The following is a 23,900-nucleotide window of genomic DNA, read 5'->3' as shown; positions in this document are numbered from 1 at the left end:
TGAAAATGGCATTTATGACCCTTAATCAGATTGATGTCAGCTACGATAAAAAGAAGCAGATTTTAAAAGGTCTTGACCTTAAAGTGGAAAAGGGGGAGCTGGTATCCCTTCTGGGGCCAAGCGGCTGCGGCAAGTCCACGACCCTCAGGGTGGTGGCGGGTTTCATTGACCCTCAGGGCGGCTCCTTTACCCTGGACGGGGAAGACATGACCAGGGTGGCTGTGCACAAGAGGAATTTTGGCCTGGTATTCCAGAGTTATGCCCTGTTTCCGCATCTGAGCGTGTATGATAATGTGGCCTTTGGACTGCGCACCAGGAAAATGGACAGGGAAACCATTGATAAAAAGGTAAAGGATATTCTGGAGGTCTGCGGACTGGCTGAATTTGCACAGAGATTTCCAAAGCAGATGTCAGGCGGCCAGAGACAGAGGGTGGCCCTGGCCAGGGCCCTTGTGATTGAGCCAAAGCTCCTGCTGTTGGATGAACCCTTAAGCAACCTGGACGCAAAGCTGCGGCTTGGCATGAGGGTGGAAATCAAACGCCTTCAGAAAAAGCTGGGTATCACAACCCTGTTCGTCACCCATGACCAGGAGGAATGTTTTTCCATATCCGATAAGGTGGCTGTCATGAACAACGGCGTGATAGAGCAGTTTGACACGCCTGAGAATATTTACAGAAGGCCGGCAACCGAGTTCGTGGCAAGGTTCATCGGGTTTGAGAATTTTCTTGAGATGGAACGGGACGGCGCACATGCCTACCGGGCGCCGGACGGCAGCCGGTTTGAGGCGGAGATGGACTGCGCAGAGGAGGCATTTGCAGGCACCATCCGGCCGGACGATATACGGCTGGCAGAGCAGGGGCAGCAGGAAAATGTCCTTACAGGGACAGTGGGTGTGCGCACCTTCCTGGGAAAGAGTTATCAGTATGAAGTGAATACGGCTGCCGGGGTGCTGAAGGTCAATATGGATACGTCCCATTTGTTTAAGGAAGGTGAGGTAATCAGGCTGTATCTGCCAAAGGATAAGCTGGTCCTGGTCCGCAGATAAGGAATGCAGCGCCGGTCAGGTATATGGACGGATGTTATATGAATAAAACCCCTATGAAGGGAAGAAAGAGGAGATTTTTATGAAAAAGACAATTGCAATGGCACTTTGCGCAGCATTGACACTGACCGCCTGCGGGGGCGGCGCAGCCACAGGAGACTCCAAGGCGGATTCGAACGGAAAGCAGAAGCTGGTGCTTTCCACCTATGGGCTGAGCGAGGATATTTCCGCTGAGGAAGTTTACGCTCCCTTTGAGCAGAAATTCAACTGTGAAATCGTCACAGAGACAGGGGGCACCAATGACCGTTATACCAAGCTGGCTGCGGACAGTGAATCCAGCATCGATGTGATTGAACTGTCCCAGGCCATGACTGCAAAGGGGATTGAGGAAGGGCTGTTCGAGGATATTGATTTAAGTAAGATTGAGAATGCGGCCGATATGATTACGGCTGCAAAAACCATGGCGGATGCAGGACAGGGCGTGGCTTACACCATTAACAGCATCGGTATCATGTACAATCCGGATGCAGTTGATTTTGAGATTAAGGGCTTTGACGACCTGTGGGATGCCAGACTGGAAGGCATGGTATCCCTTCCGGAGATTACCACTACCTTTGGGCCGGCCATGGTATATATGGCAAGCGACCATGCAGGCGTGGACATTAAGAGCGACAACGCTGAGGCTGCATTTAAGGCCCTTGAGGAGTTAAAGCCGAACCTGGTTAAGACATACGCCAAGTCCGCCGACCTGATTAACATGTTTACTTCCGGTGAAGTGGCGGTTGCTGTTGTGGGTGATTTTGGTGTTCCTACCATCCAGGCAGCCAACCCGGATCTTGTTTATGTGACACCGGACATCACATATGCCAACTTTAATACCATCAGCATTACCAAGAACTGTAAGAATAAGGATCTGGCCTACGAATATCTCAACTACCGTTTAAGCCCTGAGCTTCAGACCAAGACAGGCAGGGCCCTGAACGAGGCGCCCACCAACAAAAAGGTTGAATTCACGGACCAAGAGTCTAAGAACATGACATACGGCGACAAGGCCGCCAATGCAAAGGTGCTGGATTACTCCTTTGTGAACCCGCAGTTAAACAGCTGGATTGACCAGTGGAACCGTATCATTAATAATTAATCAGAAAATGAATAAGAATCCCTGGAGAGTGGCTATGAAGGTTGATTTCGTGGTAAAGGACGCCTGGGTCTTCCTGACATACAGGCAGTGCTTTGAGAAAAGGGATGTTGCGGTTGCAGGGGAAAAGATTTACGGGGTTTCCCCTGCGATTTGCTATCCGGACGCAACAATAATTGACGGCAGCGGGATGTATATGATTCCTGGGCTGGTTGATATCCATATGCATATTGAGAGTTCCATGACGTATCCGGCAGAATTTTCCCGTATCACCCTGCCTTACGGCGTTACGACCGTGGTGGCGGATGCCCATGAGATTGCCAATGTATTCGGTATGGACGGTATCAGGTGGTTCATGGGACAGGAGACATTGCTGGATATATTCTATGCCATCCCCTCCAGTGTGCCCGCAACCAATGAAAGCCTGGAGACATCCGGCGCAGGGATTGGGGAACAGGAAGTCAGGGAACTGGCTGGTGACAGCAGGGTACTGTGCCTTGGGGAAGTCATGAATTTTAAGGAACTGACCTTGGATGGGGATACGTTAATCAAACGGCTGGTGGGTATCTGCAGGGGGAAAGGAATCCGGGACAGCATGCGGATTGAAGGCCACTGTCCCAAAATCAGCGGGGAGGACCTTTGCCGTTTTATCTATGAAGGGGTGGATGCGGACCATACCCAGCAGACGCCGGAATCCGTGCTGGAGAAAACCGATATGGGCATGTTCATGGAACTGCAGCATAAGTCCCTTACGCCGGAGGTGGTGGACACGGTCTGCCGTTATGGTCTTTATGAAAATGTGGCCCTTATCACGGATGATACCATGCCGGACCAGCTTTTAAAGGGACAGTTAAACCGGATAGTGGGCCATGCGGTCAAGAATGGGATGCCTGTGGAAAAGGCAGTCTACTGCGCAACCTATACGCCGTCCAGAAGGATGCACCTGGATGACCGGGGGATGATTGGGCCTGGAAAGCTGGCGGACCTTGTTCTGCTTAAGGATTTGGAAAACTTTCAGCCGGCGGCGGTGTTCAAGCGGGGGAAGCTGGTGTATGGGGAGGGCCGGGGAAAGGTGCATGGGAAAAGTTATGCGTCTATACCTGAAGCATTTTACCACTCCGTGAACTGTATCAGGGCATCGGAAGAGGACTTTTACCTGAAAACAGATAAACCGTATTCTAAGGTTAAAGTCAATGTGATGAAAATCCAGACTCACGGCACCTTCACCTCCAGGGTAATCAGGGAGCTGGATGTGAAAGACGGCCTTATATGCTGGAAGGGAGCAGGGCTTTCCCTGGCAGTGATGTTTGAACGGTATGGGAAGAACGGGAACATTTCCTTTGGACTGGTGGAGGGCGCCTTAAAGAAACAAGGGGCCATTGCGACCACCTGGTCCCACGACAGCCATAACCTGCTGGTACTGGGGACCTGTGAAAGGGATATGGCGGCGGCCCAGAACCGGGTCATGGAACTGCAGGGCGGTTATGTGGCTGCAGAACATGGACTTGTGACAGCTGAGGCCAGGCTTCCTGTGGGCGGAATCATATATGACGGTCCGGTGGAGAAGCTGGCGTCTGATTTGGGCAGGGTCAGGCAGGCAATGAGGGAAATGGGATATGAAAACAATAATGAAATCATGTCCATGTCCACCCTTGGGCTTTCGGTGTCGCCGGAACTGAAGCTGACGGATTACGGGCTGCTGGATGTAAAGACCCAGGAACCGGTTCCCCTCATTGAGGAGTATATTGAATAAGGGAGTTGTTATCAGATGAAGACAGTCATCACCAATGGCATCATTATTACCATGAACCGGAATATGGATATGTATCCGGACGGATATGTAATCGTGGAGGACAGCAGGATATCAGAGGTTGGCCCCATGGAAGCGCTGGGGCGCCGGATGACGGAGTGGGGACATGGCAGGCAGGAGGGCATTTCCATCATAGATGCAGGACACGGCATTGTCATGCCCGGCATGGTGAACACACACTGCCATATGGGGATGATTCCCTTCCGGGGGTTAGGGGATGACTGCAAGGACAGGCTTCGGGTTTTCCTTCTGCCCATGGAGTCCAGGGCAATGGACCGGGAACTGGCCAGCCTTTCCAGCAGGTATGCTATTTGCGAGCTTCTTTTAAGCGGTGTCACCACGGTCATGGATATGTATTACTTTGAGGATGCGGTGGCAGAGGTCATGGACCAGATGGGAATCAGAGGGATTGCCGGCCAGACCGTAATGGAGGAAGCATCCTGTGATGCGGGGACGCCCCGGGAGGCCATTGCGCTGGGGGAGTGGTTGATTAAGCGTTACAGGAACCACCCGCGGATAAAGGGCTGCATTGCGCCTCACGGAACAACAACGTGCAGCAGCAGTACGCTTCAGGAAATCCATCAGGTAAATCATAGATATGGCGTGCCATTTACCCTTCATGTGGCTGAGATGGATTATGAAATGTCATATCTGAAGGAACAATATGGATGTACGCCCATAGAATATCTGGACCGGTTGGGAGTCCTTGACAGCCATACCTTGTCCGCACACAGCATACGCCTTACAGAACAGGATATAAGCCTGATGGCAAAGTCCGGCAGCAGCGTGGCCCACTGCATCGGTTCCAATACCAAGGCGGCCAAAGGGGTGGCGCCTGTAAGTTCCATGCTGGAACAGGGGCTGGCAGTGGGGCTTGGCACGGATGGACCGGCCAGCGGCAACACCTTGGACTTATTTACGCAGATGAGGTTCTGCGCCAATTTCCACAAAAATGAGACCGGGAACAGAAGTGTATTTCCTGCAAAGGATATAGTCTCAATGGCAACCATATGGGGAGCCGGGGCTTTAGGCCTGGACAAGATAACCGGCTCCCTGGAACCGGGAAAAGAGGCGGACCTGGTGGTGGTGGAAACGGATTCGCCCAACATGTTTCCCGTATACGACCCTTATTCCGCCCTTGTGTACAGTGCGCGCGCAGACAATGTAAGGGATGTGTTCGTGGCAGGCCGGTGTCTGGTAAAGGACAAGCAATTAGTGTCCCGGGATTTCCGGCAGATAAGGGAAGACCTGCGGCAGGAAATGAATCAGACTGCTTTTGGTGATATGGGCAATCTGGTTTAGGGGAAACAAATAGGTGTTGACATGCATGTATAAGTTCCTGATGCTCCGCTCTTCACACGCTTCAAACAGAACTTCCTCCCTTACCTGGAATTGATGTTTGAACGCATGGTCGATTACACGGAACCCATCTGCCAGGCTATAATCACATCACCCCAAAAGCAGATGTCTTCCTGGCCGGCATTGCAAGCCAGCTTACAGTCATTGTTGAGAATGAATTGTCCACAATATATTCGCAGCCTTAAACCATTAATTGCCTGAAAAAGCATTCAATTTAAGAGCTGCTTGGTGGGCGGCGGCCAGGAAAGAGGGCGGTTTGAGGTGAAAATGGACGGATTTGTGACGCTGGCGGGTGAGTTTTCAAGGATTTTGTGTGAAATTACTTGAATTTATAGAGTGGATTGATTATAATAGAGGTGTAAAAAAGAAAACACCCACTCCAAAAGTGGATGCTCCTAGATTAAGGTGTTATATGTCCTTACGGACACCGCCCATCCTGCGGATCAGACAGGGTGGGCATTTTATTTCCGCTTATTTCTCTTATCGAGAAAGGCGATAATCGCTACATTCAGACTACCAAAGGACATCAGGAAAGCTAATATCCCTATAAAGATTGAAATAATCTCGTATGCTGTCATAGGCGCTACCTATTTCTATGTATTATAACTTCTCGGAATCTTGAGCCCTGATTTCATAAGGCTTTCAGACCCCTATTTTAAAAAATCACCCACTTTTTTCTATCAGGATTCTTTCGTATCCGAATTCCTCAAATCGGTTCTTTTTATGATTTCTTTTCCCGAGTTTGGAAAGGCGATTCCAACAATCTTTCTCCAAAGGATCGGTTCCCTAAAATGAAACCTCCCAAAGGGAAGAAGAAAGGGGAGAAAACTCCCTGCGACTCTTCCAGCGTGGCTTCAAAACTCATTCCCCTGCTGGAACGCTGGCCATCTCTACATGTATGTGGCTTCCGATTCCCATAGCGACCTTCCCGTGTTCCCTCTTTTAGAGCGGGCCTCCAGACACGACATGCTTTCTTTTCTCCACTCGTTTTTCACCATGAAAGCGTATCTGCCGGAATTTCATATGGAAAAGCTCCTTCTGGATTCCGCTCATGATGCCTATGCTGTCTATGAATACTGCCGACGGGAAAACATCTCCCCTTTTATTGATCTGAATCCGGTTCTTTTCCTGCTCGATATTTAGTCAGATGGACCCTCATTCATTGAGATTCCCAGAAGTTATAAACAAAAGGACAGCTGCATGAGAGCTGTCCTTTTATCAATCTGAATTTTCAATATTCTGTTGTGCTTTTAGAGTTGCTATCCGTTTGCTATCTACAAAATGGGTTGCATACCATTTTTCGATTTCAGGATTCCCACTTTTGCTGAACCGCAGTGGAATCACCGGCTTGTGTCCCTGACCGTTTTTCTTTTTTACGCCCCATTGCTTGTAATAGCAGAAAGATGACTTTAGTCCGGTTTTCTGCGCGTACACCCGTATCTGGTGCATGATAAAAGAAAGTTTCCGCAGATTGACGGTGCAGACCCGTTCCAAGTAGTCCACACGTCCAAACCGCCAGTCCTCATATTTTGGTTTTGGAAGAACGCCAACTTCCATCAGCACATCTACAGGAGCTGCATAGCCCCGCCGCTGGCATTGATGATAGACAGATGAATGTACTTTACTAATCAGTTCTTTTTCATTCATGGCTGTTATCATTCTTTTCATGCCAGTTTTTCAAGACAGCCTCAACCTGAGCAATCAGCTGATCCTTATCCGGCATATACAGGACATAACGGGATGCAAAAATATTGTTGGAAAGTCCGCCTAAAGCATATTCCGCAGCGATGCTGTCTTTGTCGGTGCAGAGAATAATGCCAATAGGCGGGTTGTCGTCCGGATCGTTTACTTCTGCCGCGTAATAGTTTAAGTACATATTGAGCTGTCCGGCAGCCTCCGGCGTCAGTTTTTTTGTTTTCAGTTCAATCAGCACATACGCCCGAAGTATCTTATTATAAAACACCATATCCACATAATAGTGGGTATTGTTCAGCGTAACACGCTGCTGGGTTCCAACAAACATAAAGCCGCGCCCCAGCTCCAGTAAAAACTTCTCAATCTGTGCGACAAGGGCTTTTTTCAAATCGCTCTCCAGCATAGGCTTGTTTTCTGGTACACCCAAAAACTCAAACACATAGGGGTCACGGATGATGTCGGCGGGCTGGCTGATCTCAATCCCTTTCTGTGCCAACGAGAGAACTTTCTCCTTGTTGGCGTCACCGCTGGACAGAAGCAACCGTTCATAGAGTGAGCTGTCGATCTGGCGTTTCAGTTCCCGAACGGACCAGCCGGAATTGATGGATTCCTTCTCATAAAAACTGCGCTTGCTGTCATAATTCCCGCGTCAGTTCTTTGGAAAGCTCCCTTAATGTTTGTTTTCCATATTCTGCGCGAATCTGGTTTTGCTGTTCATATTCCACGATAATCCGGCCAATCTGCCAGTAAGTTGTCAGCAGCTGGGTATTAACCTGCTGGGCAACATTTTTTCTTGATTTTTCCAGTAATTCCCGAATTTCCAGAATCATTGAGCTGTTTGGAGTTAATTGATTTTCCATATACACACTCCTTATCTAAAGCTGCCCGCATTTAGCGGCAGAGTATTTTTATTATCAGTATATCCTATTTTTAAGGGAAAGTAAAATAGCATAGGAACTATCATTTATCCGTACACTCTGTTCTGACCTTAATTGCCTTTCCATCTTTATCATAAAAGCACTTCCAAATACAGCCGCAAAATTTTTTTCTACCCGGAACATCCCAGCATACCGCATTAAAGTCCGCAGGTCTTTGTCTTTTCTTCGGGCATACGCTTTTAACGCCTCTTGGAAGTTCTCCTTGTTCTCTGCTCTTTTTCCGGCTTTCGATCAGCCACACTATTTGAGACTGTCACAGCCAAAGAGCAAGAACAAAAACAGCTTGAATTTTGTTTGAATTGGTCTTTAGGTTGAATTTTCCTTGTAAATACGTTGTTTCCGGGTGTTTTCCTTTTCAGCTTTTCTTTCTAATTTGCTCGATAAAACGTGGAAAATGGGTTGCTTTTAAGGCAGAAGGGACAGGTTCTCGCTATGGAACTGCTCGCATTCGCCGTGGGCATGGTAGAGTCCTATGACTTCGCGGTCAGTCATTCCAAGGTTTGTCCACCAGGTATTGACTTCAATGTCGCCTTCCAGAAGGAACTGGCCATATTTATCAATGGTACGGTTTATGATCTCGTACCCGGCACGGACGGTGATGGTTTTTTCCGCATCATCCGCTGTTTTATAGGAAACCGGTTTCCAGTCGCTGCCGATATAGACGGTTTTCCCTTCACGGGGAGTTTCGATATCTTGGCTGTATTCCTGTGCCATCTGCAGCCAGTCCTCTTTGCTTTCCCTGCGGAGGTTGCGTTTTATGATGAAATAACAGCCCGCTTCCACCAGGATACCGATATTCTCTGCGGCATCGTTTCCTGAATCAAGGCGGATCAGGAGCGGTTCATCCGTGATCTCCCTGCACATACGGATGGTTTCCCGTAAAAACTCAGGGGTATGCTACATGATACCGAATGGAATCGTACCGCTTCTATCGTAATATCCCTCGCCTTCACCAAACACACATTCATCAAAGAAAAGTATATCATAATACTGTGCCCTGTTTAGGGTCTGTACCTGCTCTCCCACTGTCTTATATGGTTCTAACACGATTCTGTGCGACTTTTCTTCTGCCTCTTTCAGATTTTGAGCCGCAAGTTCATAGGTAACGATATGACTGTTATAAAAATTATCAATCTTTTCAGCTAAAAGCGGCAGTTCTGCAAGAGGTGCTGTAAAACCGGCACCGCCCTGAGTCTGCACGAAGCAATACCATTGAAAGTTCTGGTTCTTTCATATCGTCAAACCAATAGCCTTCCTTGCAATGTCTGCTATACCTTATCATTACTTTTGAGACAAGTTCTATCTCCTCTGGTGTTTCTGCTACCTCCATCAGAGTATCTATATTCATTAAGTGGTGTTTGCCTGACACCCACATGAAAATGTCTCCTTTTTCTGTTTTGAAACACTTTTCTTTATAAGTGGTACAATATGAGAGAAATGCTTCTTCCAAACCAAACATCTCCCTCGCACGAATATCCAGGTAAATCACCAGGTTTATCCAAAATGCTGCATAGTTTGCCCTGGCTTCTTCCGTAGATATATCACTCCCTCGAAGCACTGGTCAATGCTAACACGGCCTCGTCTGCGTCTGAATCTATACATATCTGTACCGCCATAAGCAGAGCCATGTATAAACAGTGACAATTTTCTGAAATATCAAGCCCTTTCGGATTACGTAAACAGGCTACCATTTCATGTGCTGAACTGTCTTTTCCGCTTCTTAATCCCGTTTAATTTTTTGAATTACTTCATGCAGGGCCAGACGTTGCCGATTGTCCAGGTTTTCAACCTCCACCAGAATGTTGTCCGCAATATCCTCACTTTCCATGTAGTTGTACTGCTCTATCTCTAACACCTCCTTCATAAAATATTGGCGCCGCTCTAATTTTACTATTGTAACAAGACCAGGGACAGCCGGGAGAACCACTGAAAATCCATCTTCGTGTCTGTGTATTTTTATGTAGAGCCGTTGATTTTGCTGTGTTTAGATGGCCCAGCGGTGACCCGCTGGCTTAATAGCCGGACAATTTTTAAAAGAGCTAAACTTTTTATTTTGATAAGGTCAGGGCAAAAAGCGCATTGACTTTTAGGGAGCCTGTGCAACCTACACAAAGATGAAAAATTGCTATTCTGCTACTCCTCAGAATAACTTGGAAACAAAGTACTTTCTTCTATAAATAATAGCAGCTGTATAAAGGAGCCGTTGATTTTGATGGATAGATTTTCTGTATTCTGCATACAAGTAGTAAAAGTCCGTGAACATCTACCAGAATCAGACAGTTTTTAAGAAAGCGTATATTATCTGATTTATGGAAGAAATATTATAAGCCGACTGACAATTCATTCAAGGGCTGCTTCGTGGGCGGCGGCTGGAAAACAGGGCGGTTTTAGTGGATATGAGGTGAAAAACAGGTGGATTGCTCTCGCCGGCGTGAGGATTTAATGAGGATTTTTTAAGAATCACTTGAATTTCATAGATGGATTGATTATAATAGAAGTGTAAAAGAAAGCACCCACTCCAAAAGTGGATGCTCCCAAAGTAAATCGCTACATGTCCTTATGGACACCGCTCACTCTGTGGACAGACAGGGTGAGCATTTTATTTACGCTTATTTCTCTTATCGAGAAAGGCGATAATCGCTACAATCAAGCTACCAAAGGACATCAGCAAAGCCAATATCCCTAAGAAGATTGAAATAATCTCGTATGCTGTCATGGGCGCTACCTCCTTTCCTATGTATTCCGGCAAGCCGGTTTCTTAGGGTTGGGAGGTTGCCACTCCTGTCGTGAGTGCTTTCCTAATATCCATTTTAGCACAAGAACATATGTTTTTCAATTATAATTCTTATCGTCTGTAAGATTTTATATTTTTGATTCCAGTTCCCTCCACCTCCGGGATATCCGGTGCCTGTGCTTTTGCTTTCTCCCATATGGATTGATTGAATTTTTCTTGATAATGCTCTTTTAACTTACCTTTTGTGAAGTCCTCCCACGTTCTCCTCCACCAAAGTCCAAAACTCTGTGTTGATTTTGGTTTGTTCACCTTTTAGAAAAGCGATTCTCTGTTTCTTATCCTCTATGACTTCTAGAAAAATTGGGTCGGTAGGTTCTGCTTTGTATGCTTTGAAAATTTTGTCCCTGCGGTCATATAGGGATTGAATCTCCATTTCAGTCCTTGCGATTTCCTCTATGAGTTCTTTACGTCGCTGATTCAGGAACGGATTGCATACCTCCAACTCCTGCTTTTTAACTTCCAGGGATTTCATGAAGTTTTCAAGGGCGGCTGTGACCTGGAGCATAGAATCGGAGTAGACTTTTGCAATCACCGCCTCGTCTTTTATCTGATTCTGGCTGGAAGTGACAGCGGCAGAGAGAGCCAACCATTCGTAAGCATAGGCGATCTGCTTTCGTTTGATGTACTGCTGACAGAGGAAAATGCCAGTGGAATCACAGAAAAGACAGTCAGCCGCTGGATAGGCAGGCTTATCCAGACTAATGCTCCCAAAACAGTCAGCGACAAGGTAAGCTGTCTCCGAAAATTTTTAAGGCATCTCCGGTATAAAGGCTACAGCGTTTTTATGCCTGACTGCCCCAAAACGCCAGACAGCTATATCCCATATATTTTTTCGGACGAGGAAATACAAATGCTGTTAGCCAATGCTGAGAACTGGGCTGACAAGCATGCTGATCTGAAAATACGTCAGACAGATATGGAATTCTGTATGCTGCTACGGCTGCTCCTGGGCTGCGGGTTCCGATTGGGGGAACCGCTTTCCGCAAGAGTAAAAGACGTAAATTTTTCCCGCATGACTATCCTGATCCGTCACGCCAAGAACGGCAGGCAGCGTATTGTCCCGATGGATGCAGCTTTAACAACGATGCTGGAAAAGTACTGCATTGCGATGGTTATCAAAACAGAACCTGAAAGTTATCTGTTCCCTTCGGTGCTCCACGCTCAATCAGTCTGTGGGCACGCCTGTCTCCAGCTTCTTTGTGAGTTCCTTAATCTTATTGTCCTTTTTTCTGACACATCGTCCATTTCTGATTTTGGTACTATCAGAATTTCATGGATTGAGTGGCATCTCTATTGTTCATGTGTTTGTACCTCTTTTAAAATTTTGTATAAGTCAATTTATCTTGATCTGTGATGTATAATTGTGTTTGCAAGTCCATCTTTTTCCAGTTTCAGACTGTCACCAGCCATTTTCAAAGCAGTTCCGTCAAACTCGTAAACACACGGTCGTGGAGTACAGTTTCTTTTGCTGTCTTGAAAAGTTCCTCTTTTGTCATATGCCCGTGTTCGGCCATTCATCCGGTTTAATATCAATTCCGTATTTCTGGCAAAACTCAACCTTGTCTGTGGCTGCATTTGCAAGGCAGTTTATTACTGCCTGTTCTCCTGCATCTAGTCCCACATAGATTCCGGCAATTAACTGTGTAGTAGTATCAACCGCCATATAGATATTAGGACGTCCGATTACAGCCGACTTATCAACGCTCGACACAAGGTAAATATCTGCCTGTGTTGCGTCCATCTGAAACGCTCCAATTTTATCCCTCCAACTCATAGCAGAACCAAAAAGAGGGCGTTTGTTTCTCTGGTAATCAGTCAATCCGTTTCTGGCGATTGTTGATCTGGATTTTACGTTATAGCCACCCTCATAGAAGTAATGACGGAAACAGTGCCATGATGGGTGATTCTCCATTAACCGTCCGTCTGCGTTCGTGTATCTGGAAAGCAACATCATATCGTAGGCACTTCGCAAACTCATTTTCTTTGCGGAATAGTAAAACGTATCAACCGCCCATCGAAAATCTTTCTGCTCCTGTGTCTCCTGCTTTTCTGGCAGCTTCCTTTCCTCCACCAGCGACCGCCCTGCAAGATGACGGAAATATAATTTCTGTATCCGCTTTACTGTGGTTTCCTCACGCTCTGCAATTTCCTTGATTTTCTCATTCCGTACCTGTTTGTCCATGATGTAAATTTCTTTACGCTCCTTTCTCTATGAGTACAACTTTCCAATCCTTAACAGATTTAGAACCAGACCAATACCGTCTTGAAAATTCCAACTTCTCAATGTTCGCTCTCTTTGATAACATAGCTTCCGAAACAACCTCACGGATTCCAACGCTCCCATCTGCAAGGTGCAACACAAAGTCTGTGGCCCACTCTACATCAAAATAATCTTTCCGAATATCGACCGGGCTTACAAACTGATACTCTCCCTGTCCAAACTCTGACAGGCTTCATGGATAAAAGGTTGAGAGCCGGTGGGAAGGAAACAACAAGTCCCCTTTGCGCATTCACACTTCGTTCATATTTCATTCAAAAACCTTTTACACAAATAACATTATTTCTTCATGTTTGAGCTATATACTTTAACCATAGCAAACAACAAGAGTTGCTACACCAAAAACGCTTACAAGATTTTTTCATAATACTCGAGCTGATAAGAATTTATCAGCTCTCCTCCCTTTTAAAATACTTTTTTCCAGAAGGCGTATCATCCCCAGGATGGTGCGTTTTTTCATTTGTCTATGCTCCGGGGCAGAGTTGAATCCTGCCCCTGTTTCCCCTCTTTGATTTGGAACATTAACCATCCCCTTAATCCCGCCTTCTTAAAAACCCCTCCGGCAGAGTCACCTCTCTGGATAAAAACAGCAGGGCTGTCAGGTTGGGGAAGGCCATGAGTCCGTTCCATACGTCTGACAGCAGCCAAACCAGGCCCAGCCTGGCCTCACTTCCTAAAAATACGGCTGCGATAAACAGAAGAGGATATACCTTGGCCGAAAACATGCGCTGCGCATTTTCCCCGAACCCGCATCCCCTGATGAAATAGGCAGCAGCCTGCCTCCCCAGATAAAACCAGGCCATGATAGTGGCAAAGGCAAATACCACCATGGAGCCGCTGACCAGATATTCCCCTACAATTCCCAGGCGTCTGCTGAAACACCAGGCCGCAAGGGCTGCTCCCTCATAAGGTATTGTCTCCGGGCTGGAACCGGTCATGCACAGGATTACCAGGGCCGTAAGGGTGCACAGGACCACGGTGTCAAAAAACACCTCAAACATGGCCCACATCCCCTGCTCATGAGGTGTTGTGCCCTCTGTGGGTCCGTGGAGCACGGCCAGCGTGCCTAGTCCGGCCTCGTTGGAGAATACTCCCCGTGAGATACCGTAACGCACGCTACGGCTGATTACATATCCCGCGGTCCCTCCTGCTGCTGCCTCAGGCAGGAATGCGGAGGACACCATGGACACCAGGGCTCCCGGTATCTGTTCCAGACAGGATAAAATCACAATCATGGAAAATGCGATATAGATTCCGGATGCCGCAGGCACCAGCTTTTCAGCCACATTTCCGATTCTGCGGATTCCTCCCCAGGTGACCAGCACCAGAAGGCCGGTAAATATCAGTCCGCCTGCCAGGGCCGGTACATGCCAGGTGTATTCCATGGTGCTGATTGCCGAGTTGGCCTGGACCATGCTGCCCATTCCAAGGGAGCTCATCAGGCACAGGAAGCTGTACAGCACTCCCATTCCCCTGAGCCCCAGTCCCCTTTCCATATATATAAACGGACCGCATATGTAATGTCCATCCTTATCCCTGTACCGGTACCTGATTCCCAGCATGGTTTCCGCATAAGCGGTTATCATGCCGATCAGGGCTGATACCCACATCCAGAACAGGGCGCCCGGTCCTCCCGCTGTCAGCGCGGTTGCCACCCCTGCTATGTTGCCTGTGCCGACGGTTGCCGCCAGCGCGGTGCAGACCGACTGGAACTGGCTGATTCCCTTTCCTTTTCCGGTCTTGTTCCCGTCCTCCTTCCTGGACGCTTCTCCTGATATGAGCCGTCCTGCCGTGCGGCTCCACCAGAATAAAAACCCCCTGATTTGGAAAAAATGACATCTCAGGGTAAAGAATATACCTACCCCAAGGAATATGACAAGGGTCCATGGCCCCCACACCATCTGGTGGACCTGCTCTAATACATTCATCATCCGAGCACAACCTGCCCTGCTTACTTCTTATAAATGTCTTATTCCAAAGCTCCCCTGACTATGACCACTGGAAGGAATTTTCTTTTGTTTCCGGCTCGCATTTCATAGTTGTTTATGATAGAATATGAAGTAGGAACAACTGCAAGAATCCAATAGAAAAGAGGTATGCCGATGCCAGGATTTACAACTCACTATGTCTTGGGCATGAAAGCATACAATGATATGCCTCAGAACAATCTGAAGTTTATCATTGCCAAGTATCGGTGGCTCTATCAGCTGGGTCTCCAGGGGCCGGACATGTTTTTTTATAACCTGCCCATCCTGCGCCATCGAGACCACCGCAATGTAGGTTCCTATATGCATGAACACCATGTCAATTACTTTTTCCGTTGCTGTTTCATGCAGCTTTCCCGAATCGGCTCCAGGCAGCAGCGTGAAGAAGGCCTGGCCTACATGTGCGGTTTTATCTGCCATTATATCGGTGACTCCATATGCCACCCCTATGTTTACGGACGCATTGAATACGATGTCAACCACCCGGGTTCCTATTACCACGGACTCCACGCCAAGCTGGAGAACGACATCGACGCCCTTCTTCTCCAGAAGTACAAGAGGAAGAAACCATCCCAGTTCAACCAGGCAGCAACCATCTGTCTGAATGGAATGGAAACCCAGTTTATTTCCCAGTTCCTGTCAGACTGCATCAACGAGGCATTCTATCCGTTGAGCTATAAGAACCGGTACCAGGTCACGGCTCCCATGATACACCGCTCCATCCTGGCTCTCCGTTTTGGATGCAGGACTCTGTCAGACCCTAACAGCAGGAAAAAGGACAGGATTGCATTTTTTGAATCCCTGTTCCTTAAGAACCCGGTGGCCTCCAGCAAGCTGGTTACTGATACAGTAGAGAACCCGGCCTGGAGCCTGAACCTGCACCATGAGACATGGTGCAATCCATGGGATAAGAGCATTGCTTCCAAGTCCTCCTTCCCCGACCTGTTCAGACAGTCCCTGGGGAAGCTGAGCACCATCTTCTACATGATTAACTCCATGCTGGAGACAGGACAGCCCTTAAAGCTGAATGCCCTTGAAAACCTGCTGTCTGAGCTGGGGAATTATTCCTACCACAGCGGGCTTCCCTGTGCAGATGACAAGGATAATTAAGAAGTAAAAAGCTGCGGCCCCTCTTCCTGAATTCTCAGGAAAAGGGGCCGCAGCTTTTTGCCGCCGTTTATTTCACGCTTTATTCGATCACCTGGTCCCCGTCCTTGATGCAGTAATTTGCATTCACGCCAAGGCGGACCATCCAGTTCTTTGTCTCCTGTGTAAGCCAGATACCGCTTCCGGAGCCGCTGCCGTTGTCATTATCCCACAGCCACTGGGGGGTGGGCCATAGGGCAACGCTGGGCCTTAACGCCTTGTAGACCTCATAGCCTACGCCGTTCTGTCCGTGGTGGGCCACCTGGACGATATCGCACTTAAGGGCGCTCAGATCATGGTCGGCCATCAGCTGCTCGCCGCCTGATTTAGCCAAATCTCCCAGGAACACGGTGTTTGTCCCGTTCAGGGATACCATATAGGCCACACTGCTGTTATTGACAAAGTCATTGTTCATCTTATATGCCTGATTCAATACCTGAATCTTGGCAGGACCTGCCTGGATGACCTGTCCTGATACAATATCCCCGTGAAGGATATTCTGAGGCACCAGACCAAAGGCTCCCTTGATATAGGCCACCATCTTGGCAACCTCAGGGTCCTTCTCAGCATACCAGCTGTCCTCTGCAAAGGAGTAGTAGATACCGTCAATGGTAATCTCTCCGTTATGCTTGTACAGAATGTCTGCCAATGCTCCCACATGGTCTGAATCAGGGTGGGTCAGCAGCCATGCCTGGACGTGACCGCCCTTCTGCTTAATCTGGTTCAGAAGATAATCCGCGTTATTGGTCCAGCCTCCGTCCACTACGATGAGACCGCCCTCTCCTGTCTCGATGATGACCGACAGAAGCTGGGCTGCCGTGTCATGATTGGCCAGCATGGTGAGACGGCCGGCCCCAAACAGGGAAGTGGTATCTGTCTTTGGAGTGGTAACTTCCCCAAATGCGGCAATCTGAGCCTTAGTCTGAATCACCGGCTGGCTGGCAGCCGCTGCCTGGGATGACTGGGCATTATCCCCTTCATCCCTGATGATAATTTTGTCCGGTGAGGACAGCATCTGTCCCTGGGCCTTTAACGGCTGGGAGTTGGTCATGGCCAGGCTGTCCAGGTTCCCTCCGGTCATTGTCAGTGTCATGATGGCCAGCAGTCCGGCGGCGGCCTGTTTCCAGTATCTGTCAATCCTCATCCCAATATCTCCTTAATCATTTCTTTACTGAATCTGAGCTGTCAGCTCTCTCTGTTCCCCTGCCTTCATAACGTCATTCACCAGGTATGCGCTTTCATCCCCCTCTTTGTCATAAGGGAACACCTGCACAAGCACGTCGTGCTCGTCAAAGTAACTGCCATAGTAGGTGCTGTCCGTATCCTCCAGGTCAGGAGCTTCATAATAGAAGTTCTGCTCCGCAACATAGGTACCCACTGCCTTCAGCACCTCCTGACCATAAATCACAGCAATGTCACCTGTGGTCTTATGGGTCACGGGAAGCAGGACAACTAACCTGCTGCTGCCGGCGTCATACTTGGCATCCAGATCCAGCACATAATCAGCGAACTCGCCGTAAGGATCCAGGAACTGATCCCTGAGGTCTTCCCTTACCTCCTGCCAGTCAATGTTAATATTTTTATCAACCTCCAGGTCAGGCTGTCCGTCCCCCTGAACCACACCGTTACTGGGAGAAACAATGTTGCTCTGAGTACAACCGCAAAGCAGGGCCGCTGAAGCTAATAATATCAATGATAACTTCTTTAATTTTCTCATGATATGGTAATCCTCCTTTTGTCAACGTTACTATTATAGCTAAGATTACAATAATTTAACAGTCCTTTTTTCTTACAAAATTATTGATGTTTTTACAAGTTCCTCTTGATTTTTCCAGTAACTGATGATAATATGTTCAATATAATTCATTTTAACAATTTTTTGAACATTCAGGAGGATACAGCCATGAAGCAAGATAAAAACAGCAGTATAGATACCGCATTAAAGAATAGGCTGGACCGGGTCACAACCATCATTCCCTTTGTGACCATACTGGCCCTCTGTTCCCTGTTTATGATATTCCCGGACGCCTCCTCTCAGGTACTTGGGTCTGTGCGCTTTTTTCTGGGAGACCAGTTAGGAAGCTATTATCTGCTCCTTGGACTGGGCGCCTTAATCTGCTCCCTGTACATGGCATTTTCCCGCTACGGCAAGATAAAGCTGGGGAATCCTGAAAAGCCGCAGTACTCCTCCTTCCAGTGGGGTTCCATGATGTTTACGGCGGGATTGGCTGCCGACATACTTTTCTACTCCCTGTGCGAGTGGATGCTCTACGCAGGCGAGCCCCATATCACGGACATGGGCGCCATGCAGGACTGGGCATCCACCTATCCCCTGTTTCACTGGGGCCCCATTCCCTGGAGCTTTTACATTATTCTGGCTGTGTCCTTTGGCTTCATGCTTCATGTGCGTAAGCGGAGCAAACAAAAGTATTCCGAGGCATGCCGGCCGCTTCTGGGCAGACGGGTGGACGGTCTCTTGGGAAAACTCATTGACCTGACAGCGGTATTTGCCCTTCTGGCAGGCACTGCCACCACATTTTCCCTGGCAACGCCCCTTCTCTCCATGGCCATAAGCCGTGTGTTAGGCATGCCTGAGAATAATTTCCTGACCATCGGCATCCTGGTCATCATCTGCGTGGTGTATACCATGGCCGTATACTTCGGCATGCAGGGCATTGCCAAACTGGCAGCCTCCTGCGTGTACCTGTTCTTCGGACTGCTGGCCTATTTCCTTCTGTGCGGAGGCGAGACACGCTATATCATCGAGACAGGCATCACCGCGGTGGGGAATATGGTACAGAACTTCGTGGGCATGGCCACCTGGACCGATGCCATGCGCACCTCCTCCTTCCCCCAGAACTGGACCATCTTTTACTGGGCTTACTGGATGGTATGGTGTGTTGCCACCCCATTCTTCATCGGCACCATCAGCAAGGGAAGGACCATCCGCCAGACTGTGCTTGGAGGCTATTTCTTCGGTCTCTCAGGCACCTTTACATCCTTCATCATCCTGGGCAATTACGGGCTGGGACTGCAGATGCACGGAAAGCTGGACCTGATGGGTGTCTATGCCAAAACCGGGGACCTGTACCAGGCCATCATCTCCATATTTGAGACAATGCCTCTGGCAAAGGCCGGGCTGGTTCTTCTGGCCATTACCATGATTGCCTTTTATGCCACATCCTTTGACGCTCTGACCATGGTAGCCAGCTCATACTCCTATAAGTCCCTGGGCGCTGAGGAGGAACCCCGCAAGCAGGTAAAGCTGTTCTGGGCCATACTTCTGATGCTGCTGCCCATAGCCCTGATTTTCGCAGAGAACTCCATGGCTAACCTGCAGACCGTATCCATCATTGCAGCCTTTCCCATTGGTTTCATCATTGTATTGATTGTATGGGGCTTTTTCAAGGACGCCAGGCACTACCTGGACAAAGAGAATTCCGGAACGCGGAACATTGAATGATGTAATTGAATCACAGCAAAAATCATAAAGCAATAAACGAGGACCGGTCTCCCTGTCCTCGTTTAATTTTGTACACACATAATTATGTACTCTCCTTATCCTTCATTATCCTCCCACAGAATCTTCTGAATCCTGTCCTCGGCCTCTGTCTCGTCACTTCCCTTAAAGTAAAAAGTCAGAAAACCTGTCATTCTAAGATTCTTTACCTCGTCGTATTGCTTGACATTCGCTGTATACTTATCGCTGGTGACAAAAATATCGCAGTCAAATTGATTTGCCGTCTGAATCAAATAAGAAATGGGGATTGGCCTAAAGACCCGTTCCCTGCTGTCAACTTGTTTCGTTAACATAGAATCACCTCAATTCAAAACAAAACCGACTACTTGTTACCCCCCTCCTCTGAATAATTATACATGCCCCTATGTATTTAGAATAACATTTTTTTTCTCTAAATTCAAGAGATTAGCGCACTAATTTTATATAGTTTTTGTAAATTTAGAACTAAAAGTCAGAGAAAAACCCTATTTTCACCGCCATTTTGTTGCAAATGTAACAAAACTGGTAAAAATAGGGTTTTCCTGTAATTTACATTTAACCGGCGCTTACGCTGACGCCTTTTACAGCCCACTGATAATTGCGCAGTGCCTGCTGAAGATTCAGGTCTGCACACTTAAACCCGGACTGAGCCTGGAGATACGCCAGCTCCTGCTGCATGAACTGAATCTGGCTCAGCGTGCCATTCTGCCTCTGAATCTGAGCTGCATTCCACGTGAGCTGGGCGCTCTGGTAAGCAGTGGAAGCTGAATCATAGGCTGCCTTTTTCTCCAGTATGGTGTCATACAATGTCTGCATATAAGAACGGAGCTGGGCCTCTGAATAGTCTACGGTACGCATCTTGTTGGCCTTCTGCGTCATTCCTTTGGTGGTGCGGACCTGGAAATCACTCATTCCTGCCCCTGAACCGCTCCGCATGCTGATCAGGCTGTAGTTATTGTTCACCGCGGTTTCCTTGTCAGATGCCAAATCCAGGGTCCCGATAACCGATGGGTCTGCTGCCGGAACCGGGCCAATGACAGTATCCGCGCCTTTATCCCATCCGGTATAGTAGCAAAGGGTCTTATATATCTGGTCAATTCCCGCATCTATACTCTCCAGCTGGGATTTTGCCGAGGACAGCTGGGCTGCCGCCGAAAGCACGTCTGCATCCACTGCAAGCCCCTGGGCCTGCATGGTCTGCTGTATGGCCTGGGCTGTCTGGGCTATCTCCAATGCCTTGGCTACCACGGTCCTCTGAGCCAGGTAATACTCATACTGGTTCATCAGAGTCTCCGCGCCGGACACAATCATGTTCACCTGGCGGTCCACGCTCCGGCTGGACTTGCTGCGCTCAATGGAACGATCCATGGAGCCTGCGCTGGAACGCAGCATCCTGGCTCCTCCCACTATCTGCATGACCGCAGGATTCCCGCTGCCCAGGACATCTGCCAGCTGGTCTGCCTGGGACATATAATCATCAGCCACCACGCGCATGGCTGTTGCAATGCTTCCCTGGTCCTCTTCCATGGTATCAATCATGGAATATGCGCTTTTTATGGGAGCATAGTAATTCTTAATAAGGTCTGTCAATTCATCGTACTCCATGTGGCTGTCCTGGAGCCGGGCCATGGCTTCTGTGTACGTCTCACCCGGTACCACACCCGGCTCATCGGCCAGCGCAGCGCCTGTACTGCCCACCGCCATCACGGCTGCCAGTGATAAAGCCATGAAGCCTTTTCGTCTGTTCATGTTCATCTGTTCAACCTCCTTATCTTTTCAGCCGGCCTAATTGGAGGTTGTGAGACCTTTTACATTCCAATCATAGGCTTCCATAGCCAGCAGAAGCTGAAGCTTATCTGTCTCCACACTGTTCTTGGCGGACACATAGCTGTTAAGCACGTTCTGGTATTCCAGCTCTGTAATTTCGCCTACTGCCCTCCTGGCCGTGGCCGTGTTCAGGTTAACGGAGGCAACATCCAGGGCCATCACGGCCGCGTTCAGGGAATCCCGGTTTGTAAGCACCGTATTGTACTGGGTCCTGAGAGATTTGGCCGCCTTATTCTTTGCATCCTGAAGCTGTGCCTGATTGGACTCAATCAGATACTGGCTGGTCAGGTTACCGGCCTTCTTCTCATAATATTTCACATCGTAATTGTTTGCAATGGCAGTCTCCATATCAGCTTCAGGATTCATGGAAGCAATCCGGTTCAAATCCGGCTCCGGCACATCCCTAATCTCAGGCTGTCCGTCCACCGCCCATCCCAGCATCAGGCAAAGACTTCTGTGGACATTGTCAGCAGACTTCTGTGCAGACAAAATGGCCGTATCCTGGTCCTGTACGCTCTTTAATGCGCTCAGCACATCTGCCTGGGTTGCCATGCCGGCGGCCTGACGGGCCACAGTTGCCTCGTACTGGGCCTGCAGAAGATTCCTTGCACTTTCAAGGTTTTCCATATTATACCGTGACTGCTCATAGGTCACCATGAGCTGCTGGGCCTGATACACAAGTCCTGCCTCTGTCTGGTCATACTGAATCTTTTCCATGTCGGCATCCTGATAGTTGTTGTCAGCCTGCTGCTGGAGCACGCCAACCTGGAACCTGGCAGTGGCCCATGCCACGTCATCGTCGCTGTCTGCATTATTCCAGATGGCATCAATGTCATCCATATAATCATCGTAAGCCGCATTCAGGTCCTTGCCCTTCTGATCCTTATAGGTAGACCGGTTGCTGCGGACCGTTGGGTTGTACTCGTGCACTAAATCCTTTAACTCCCCGAATTCCAGCACATTATCCCTGAGGGACGCCCATTTATCCTCGCTGTATGCAAATTCAGGGCTTAAATCCTTGTTAATGTCCGGTGCAGGAGGCTCTGCGATAACATGGGCATCATCCGGCTTGCTTGCATTCCTTGCAAATGATGTCATGGGCATTGCCCCGGCCATGGTGATGGCTGACAGAACAGCAGCAGCCCTGTACCCATATTTCCTGTTCCTTAAATTTTTCATATCTTCTCTCCTCTTTTCTGTGTTTCCCTTTCACGTCAGCTTCCGATGTTCCGGCAGACACCGTATTCCAATATGAGCATTTCCTTCTTTGACACTTCCAGAAGTTTTTCCCGGTCCACCACATTCTTATAATACAGCGTTACGGCTCTGATGATAATAAGCATGGCCATGTCCACCAGATATGCCAGGGTCCCTTCATTAATGGGATAACGTTCCCTGTCAATCCCTTCATAAAGCTTCTGAACGAACTCACCATAGAACTCATCCTGAAGCAAAAAGCCCTTGATTCCAAATAAATGGTTCTGGTCCACCACACTTAAATCCGACAGCATGTTCCTGTACATCTTATAGCCCAGACCGCCATGGTCCTCATCCACCACTGCCTCCAGAAGCTTAAGGGCGGTTCCAAAGGGATTCCCCCTCTGCTCCTTCAGGGTTCTGAAGATTCTCTCCTGGCAGTTATCCCTGAAGCCTCTTAGCATATACCGCATCAGGTCATCCTTATCTTCAAAATATGTATAAAAGCTTCCTCTGGATATGTCTGCCTCCTTGATAATCTGGTTGATGGATGCAGATGAATAGGGAACCCTTGAGAATTCGTGGACCGCTGCCTCCAGTATTGCCTGCTTCTTCTCTTCCTTTAGTTTCAAAAATCGTTGTGTAGGCATGAATCCAGCCTCCTAGCCCTCTTTTGTATGATACAATCATATTCCTCTTAGTGACATAATGTCACTTATGACAATATGTCACGAACCCAATTATAAACACATATGCCATGGATTGTCAAGAAAGGAAGAATTAAATTTCCATAAACAGAAAGTGCTGGAATTCCCCCTGCCTTATATCTCCATATATAATACCTCTCAAAACCGCATAGCGCATCGGATAGGGGAGATTTTAACCTCCCCTTCCACACCACGTAGCGTACCGTTCGGTACTACGCGGTTCAATAGTTTACTCGGACTTTCAAATAGTGGGCAGTCATATCGGGATAACCAAGTCTGTCCACTATGATTCTTTTGGTGAGTGCCGAGTTGAGCATTCCCGCCGCTCTCCACACTCCCTTTCGGCAGTTCGCCATCTCATGCACCTTCCACTCTGGTAAATGTAACGCCCGCAACATTTTATATCTTGTGCGTACCTTCTTCCATTGTTTCCAGTACACCGCTCGGATTCTGTGGCGCAGCCACTCATCCGTCTGTTCCATCA

Annotated in this window: 21 protein-coding genes and 4 pseudogenes; 7 read left to right on the top strand and 18 right to left on the bottom strand. The window is 48.3% G+C overall.

From position 1 onward, the window contains the following. The first annotated feature begins 5 nt into the window (after positions 1-5). The 4 genes from G614_RS0111895 to G614_RS0111880 all read left to right on the top strand — a co-directional run bounded on the left by G614_RS0111895 (position 6) and on the right by G614_RS0111880 (position 5,293). Positions 6-1,046, top strand: a complete 1,041-nt coding sequence (locus G614_RS0111895; RefSeq protein WP_027642119.1) for an ABC transporter ATP-binding protein — start codon at positions 6-8, stop codon at positions 1,044-1,046. Positions 1,047-1,125: 79 nt separating this feature from the next. Next, positions 1,126-2,184, top strand: coding sequence for an ABC transporter substrate-binding protein (locus G614_RS0111890; protein ID WP_027642118.1), 1,059 nt, complete (start codon positions 1,126-1,128; stop codon positions 2,182-2,184). 34 nt (positions 2,185-2,218) lie between these two features. After that, the gene (locus tag G614_RS0111885) at positions 2,219-3,934 is read left to right on the top strand and encodes an adenine deaminase C-terminal domain-containing protein (RefSeq protein WP_027642117.1); all 1,716 of its coding nucleotides are present in this window, start codon (positions 2,219-2,221) and stop codon (positions 3,932-3,934) included. A gap of 15 nt (positions 3,935-3,949) precedes the next feature. Further along, a complete protein-coding gene (locus tag G614_RS0111880; protein WP_027642116.1) occupies positions 3,950-5,293 on the top strand; it encodes an amidohydrolase in 1,344 nt (447 codons plus the stop codon). Between the two features lie 1,275 nt (positions 5,294-6,568). Here G614_RS0111880 and G614_RS0111860 read toward each other — a convergent pair. The 8 genes and pseudogenes from G614_RS0111860 to G614_RS31730 all read right to left on the bottom strand — a co-directional run bounded on the left by G614_RS0111860 (position 6,569) and on the right by G614_RS31730 (position 11,309). Beyond that, entirely contained in the window at positions 6,569-6,997 is a 429-nt protein-coding gene (locus tag G614_RS0111860) for a hypothetical protein (protein ID WP_027642114.1), read from the bottom strand. After that, positions 6,990-7,905, bottom strand: a pseudogene (locus G614_RS34395) (PDDEXK nuclease domain-containing protein). The gene G614_RS0111860 and the pseudogene G614_RS34395 overlap by 8 nt, the downstream one beginning before the upstream one ends. Positions 7,906-8,054: 149 nt before the next feature. Then, positions 8,055-8,184 (bottom strand): annotated as a pseudogene (locus G614_RS29945) (abortive phage infection protein); the annotation flags it as partial. A 225-nt stretch (positions 8,185-8,409) separates the two neighbouring features. Beyond that, a pseudogene (locus G614_RS0111850) lies at positions 8,410-8,880 on the bottom strand (IS1380 family transposase); the annotation flags it as partial. After that, positions 8,881-9,183: a hypothetical protein gene (locus G614_RS0111845; protein WP_027642112.1), complete on the bottom strand. Its 303-nt coding sequence runs from the start codon at positions 9,181-9,183 to the stop codon at positions 8,881-8,883. A gap of 520 nt (positions 9,184-9,703) precedes the next feature. Beyond that, a complete protein-coding gene (locus G614_RS31260; protein WP_155245043.1) occupies positions 9,704-9,847 on the bottom strand; it encodes a hypothetical protein in 144 nt (47 codons plus the stop codon). A 735-nt stretch (positions 9,848-10,582) separates the two neighbouring features. Then, complete coding sequence (locus tag G614_RS35020) at positions 10,583-10,699, bottom strand: putative holin-like toxin (protein ID WP_420341525.1); 117 nt, start codon at positions 10,697-10,699, stop codon at positions 10,583-10,585. A 253-nt stretch (positions 10,700-10,952) separates the two neighbouring features. Continuing rightward, entirely contained in the window at positions 10,953-11,309 is a 357-nt protein-coding gene (locus G614_RS31730; protein WP_162142749.1) for a hypothetical protein, read from the bottom strand. A gap of 252 nt (positions 11,310-11,561) precedes the next feature. Between G614_RS31730 and G614_RS32705 the strand changes: the two genes are divergently transcribed. Further along, positions 11,562-12,131 carry a tyrosine-type recombinase/integrase gene (locus G614_RS32705; protein ID WP_330366865.1) on the top strand — a complete coding sequence of 190 codons (570 nt, stop codon included), beginning with the start codon at positions 11,562-11,564 and terminating at the stop codon, positions 12,129-12,131. Between the two features lie 138 nt (positions 12,132-12,269). On the opposite strand, the gene G614_RS27335 is transcribed toward G614_RS32705, so the two are convergent. The 3 genes from G614_RS27335 to G614_RS0111810 form a co-directional block, all read right to left on the bottom strand. Beyond that, positions 12,270-12,959: a hypothetical protein gene (locus G614_RS27335; protein WP_242828072.1), complete on the bottom strand. Its 690-nt coding sequence runs from the start codon at positions 12,957-12,959 to the stop codon at positions 12,270-12,272. A 457-nt stretch (positions 12,960-13,416) separates the two neighbouring features. Then, entirely contained in the window at positions 13,417-13,584 is a 168-nt protein-coding gene (locus G614_RS31725) for a hypothetical protein (RefSeq protein WP_162142752.1), read from the bottom strand. A gap of 4 nt (positions 13,585-13,588) precedes the next feature. Further along, on the bottom strand, positions 13,589-14,986 hold the full coding sequence (locus tag G614_RS0111810) for an alanine/glycine:cation symporter family protein (RefSeq protein ID WP_027642110.1): 1,398 nt from the start codon (positions 14,984-14,986) through the stop codon (positions 13,589-13,591). A 171-nt stretch (positions 14,987-15,157) separates the two neighbouring features. On the opposite strand from G614_RS0111810, the gene G614_RS0111805 reads away from it, so the two are divergent. Next, positions 15,158-16,150, top strand: coding sequence for a zinc dependent phospholipase C family protein (locus G614_RS0111805; protein WP_027642109.1), 993 nt, complete (start codon positions 15,158-15,160; stop codon positions 16,148-16,150). A gap of 79 nt (positions 16,151-16,229) precedes the next feature. Here the strand turns inward: G614_RS0111805 and G614_RS0111800 are convergent, their stop codons facing one another. Together G614_RS0111800 and G614_RS0111795 are read right to left on the bottom strand one after the other, a co-directional pair. Continuing rightward, on the bottom strand, positions 16,230-17,330 hold the full coding sequence (locus tag G614_RS0111800) for a ComEC/Rec2 family competence protein (protein WP_027642108.1): 1,101 nt from the start codon (positions 17,328-17,330) through the stop codon (positions 16,230-16,232). 24 nt (positions 17,331-17,354) lie between these two features. Then, positions 17,355-17,903 carry a hypothetical protein gene (locus tag G614_RS0111795; RefSeq protein WP_027642107.1) on the bottom strand — a complete coding sequence of 183 codons (549 nt, stop codon included), beginning with the start codon at positions 17,901-17,903 and terminating at the stop codon, positions 17,355-17,357. Positions 17,904-18,089: 186 nt separating this feature from the next. Between G614_RS0111795 and G614_RS0111790 the strand changes: the two genes are divergently transcribed. Continuing rightward, positions 18,090-19,649 carry a BCCT family transporter gene (locus G614_RS0111790; protein ID WP_027642106.1) on the top strand — a complete coding sequence of 520 codons (1,560 nt, stop codon included), beginning with the start codon at positions 18,090-18,092 and terminating at the stop codon, positions 19,647-19,649. A 95-nt stretch (positions 19,650-19,744) separates the two neighbouring features. On the opposite strand, the gene G614_RS0111785 is transcribed toward G614_RS0111790, so the two are convergent. The 5 genes and pseudogenes from G614_RS0111785 to G614_RS32160 form a co-directional block, all read right to left on the bottom strand. Beyond that, positions 19,745-19,999: an HPr family phosphocarrier protein gene (locus G614_RS0111785; RefSeq protein ID WP_027642105.1), complete on the bottom strand. Its 255-nt coding sequence runs from the start codon at positions 19,997-19,999 to the stop codon at positions 19,745-19,747. Positions 20,000-20,240: 241 nt separating this feature from the next. Beyond that, positions 20,241-21,440: a TolC family protein gene (locus G614_RS0111780; RefSeq protein WP_027642104.1), complete on the bottom strand. Its 1,200-nt coding sequence runs from the start codon at positions 21,438-21,440 to the stop codon at positions 20,241-20,243. Between the two features lie 30 nt (positions 21,441-21,470). Continuing rightward, positions 21,471-22,691: a TolC family protein gene (locus G614_RS0111775; protein ID WP_027642103.1), complete on the bottom strand. Its 1,221-nt coding sequence runs from the start codon at positions 22,689-22,691 to the stop codon at positions 21,471-21,473. Positions 22,692-22,726: 35 nt separating this feature from the next. Next, positions 22,727-23,359, bottom strand: coding sequence for a TetR/AcrR family transcriptional regulator (locus G614_RS0111770; RefSeq protein ID WP_027642102.1), 633 nt, complete (start codon positions 23,357-23,359; stop codon positions 22,727-22,729). A 278-nt stretch (positions 23,360-23,637) separates the two neighbouring features. Next, positions 23,638-23,900: pseudogene (locus tag G614_RS32160) on the bottom strand (maturase); the annotation flags it as partial.

Source organism: [Clostridium] clostridioforme AGR2157, assembly GCF_000424325.1.
Taxonomy (GTDB): domain Bacteria; phylum Bacillota; class Clostridia; order Lachnospirales; family Lachnospiraceae; genus Enterocloster; species Enterocloster clostridioformis_A.
The sequence above is the reverse complement of the archived record's forward strand: the minus strand, read 5'-3'. Positions and strand labels throughout refer to the sequence as shown.

What these genes read in the sequence shown, in the direction of transcription:
- G614_RS0111770 (WP_027642102.1), bottom strand. Translation starts at nt 23,359, where the DNA reads ATGCCTACACAACGATTTTTGAAACTAAAGGAAGAGAAGAAGCAGGCA.
- G614_RS0111860 (WP_027642114.1), bottom strand. Translation starts at nt 6,997, where the DNA reads ATGAATGAAAAAGAACTGATTAGTAAAGTACATTCATCTGTCTATCAT.
- G614_RS27335 (WP_242828072.1), bottom strand. Translation starts at nt 12,959, where the DNA reads ATGGACAAACAGGTACGGAATGAGAAAATCAAGGAAATTGCAGAGCGT.
- G614_RS31725 (WP_162142752.1), bottom strand. Translation starts at nt 13,584, where the DNA reads ATGGTTAATGTTCCAAATCAAAGAGGGGAAACAGGGGCAGGATTCAAC.
- G614_RS0111880 (WP_027642116.1), top strand. Translation starts at nt 3,950, where the DNA reads ATGAAGACAGTCATCACCAATGGCATCATTATTACCATGAACCGGAAT.
- G614_RS0111805 (WP_027642109.1), top strand. Translation starts at nt 15,158, where the DNA reads ATGCCAGGATTTACAACTCACTATGTCTTGGGCATGAAAGCATACAAT.
- G614_RS31260 (WP_155245043.1), bottom strand. Translation starts at nt 9,847, where the DNA reads ATGAAGGAGGTGTTAGAGATAGAGCAGTACAACTACATGGAAAGTGAG.
- G614_RS32705 (WP_330366865.1), top strand. Translation starts at nt 11,562, where the DNA reads ATGCCTGACTGCCCCAAAACGCCAGACAGCTATATCCCATATATTTTT.
- G614_RS0111885 (WP_027642117.1), top strand. Translation starts at nt 2,219, where the DNA reads ATGAAGGTTGATTTCGTGGTAAAGGACGCCTGGGTCTTCCTGACATAC.
- G614_RS0111800 (WP_027642108.1), bottom strand. Translation starts at nt 17,330, where the DNA reads ATGAGGATTGACAGATACTGGAAACAGGCCGCCGCCGGACTGCTGGCC.
- G614_RS0111790 (WP_027642106.1), top strand. Translation starts at nt 18,090, where the DNA reads ATGAAGCAAGATAAAAACAGCAGTATAGATACCGCATTAAAGAATAGG.
- G614_RS0111810 (WP_027642110.1), bottom strand. Translation starts at nt 14,986, where the DNA reads ATGATGAATGTATTAGAGCAGGTCCACCAGATGGTGTGGGGGCCATGG.
- G614_RS0111785 (WP_027642105.1), bottom strand. Translation starts at nt 19,999, where the DNA reads ATGTTAACGAAACAAGTTGACAGCAGGGAACGGGTCTTTAGGCCAATC.
- G614_RS0111890 (WP_027642118.1), top strand. Translation starts at nt 1,126, where the DNA reads ATGAAAAAGACAATTGCAATGGCACTTTGCGCAGCATTGACACTGACC.
- G614_RS0111795 (WP_027642107.1), bottom strand. Translation starts at nt 17,903, where the DNA reads ATGAGAAAATTAAAGAAGTTATCATTGATATTATTAGCTTCAGCGGCC.
- G614_RS0111775 (WP_027642103.1), bottom strand. Translation starts at nt 22,691, where the DNA reads ATGAAAAATTTAAGGAACAGGAAATATGGGTACAGGGCTGCTGCTGTT.
- G614_RS0111780 (WP_027642104.1), bottom strand. Translation starts at nt 21,440, where the DNA reads ATGAACATGAACAGACGAAAAGGCTTCATGGCTTTATCACTGGCAGCC.
- G614_RS35020 (WP_420341525.1), bottom strand. Translation starts at nt 10,699, where the DNA reads ATGACAGCATACGAGATTATTTCAATCTTCTTAGGGATATTGGCTTTG.
- G614_RS0111895 (WP_027642119.1), top strand. Translation starts at nt 6, where the DNA reads ATGGCATTTATGACCCTTAATCAGATTGATGTCAGCTACGATAAAAAG.